Genomic DNA, 1,206 nt, shown 5'->3' with positions numbered 1-1,206 from the left:
TCGGCATGTCCCCCCGCGAGGCCCTGGCCGCCGACCCCCAGCAACGCCTCCTGCTCGAAACCAGCTGGGAGGCCTTCGAACACGCCGGCATCATCCCCACCACCCTGCGCGGCACCCGCACCGGCGTCTTCGCCGGACTCATGTACCAGGGGTATGCGGCGAGTGCCCTGCTGAACGTCCCCGAAAACGTCGAGGGCTACGTCGCCAGCGGTACCCCGGGGAGCATCGCCTCGGGGCGCGTCTCGTACACGTTCGGTCTGGAAGGGCCTGCGGTCGGGATCGACACGGCGTGCTCGTCGTCGCTGGTGGCGCTGCATCTGGCCGTCAACGCGCTGCGCAAGGGCGAGTGCGACCTCGCCCTTGCCGGCGGGGCGACCGTGATGTCCATACCGCTCACGTTCAGCGAGTTCTCCCGGCAGCGCGGTCTGGCGCCCGACGGCCGTTGCAAGGCGTTCGCCGCCGCGGCCGACGGCACCGTCTGGGCGGAAGGCGTCGGCCTCCTTCTGGTGGAACGGCTCTCGGACGCCCGCCGCAACGGCCACCGGATCCTGGCCGTGGTCCGCGGTTCGGCCGTCAACCAGGACGGTGCCTCCAACGGCCTGACCGCCCCCAACGGCCCCTCCCAGGAACGCGTCATCCGCCAGGCCCTGGCCGACGCCGGGCTCGGCTTCGCCGACATCGACGCCGTCGAAGCCCACGGCACCGGCACCCGGCTCGGCGACCCCATCGAGGCGCAGGCCCTGATCGCCACCTACGGCCAGGACCGGCCTCACGGCCGCCCTCTCTACATCGGCTCCACGAAGTCCAACCTCGGCCACACGCAGTCGGCGGCCGGAGCGGCCAGCCTCATCAAGATGGTGCAGGCCATGCGGCACGGCGTGCTGCCCAGGACGCTGCACGTCGACGAGCCGTCACCGCATGTCGACTGGACGGCGGGTCAGGTCGAGCTGCTGACCGAACGCAAGGACTGGCCCGAGACCGGAGCCCCCCGCCGCGCTGCGGTCTCCTCCTTCGGCCTGGGTGGGACGAACGCGCATGTGATCCTGGAGCAGGCACCCGCCGAGGAGCCCACCGCCCCCACCCAGGACAGCGCACCGAACCAGGACGATCCGGTGGCGTGGTTGTTGTCGGGCAAGACCCCCCAGGCCGTACGCGACCAGGCCGCCCGGCTGGCCGCGCATCTGCGTGCTCAGCCCGAGGTGTCGA

1 protein-coding gene is annotated in these 1,206 nt (G+C 71.9%); it reads left to right on the top strand.

The window, feature by feature from the left end:
• Window positions 1-1,206: polyketide synthase (locus AB0G16_RS38795; RefSeq protein ID WP_362816035.1), on the top strand; the 1,206-nt coding region annotated here is incomplete at both ends.

This window comes from Streptosporangium sp. NPDC023615 (assembly GCF_040640155.1).
Lineage (GTDB): Bacteria > Actinomycetota > Actinomycetes > Streptosporangiales > Streptosporangiaceae > Streptosporangium.
The sequence above is the reverse complement of the archived record's forward strand: the minus strand, read 5'-3'. Positions and strand labels throughout refer to the sequence as shown.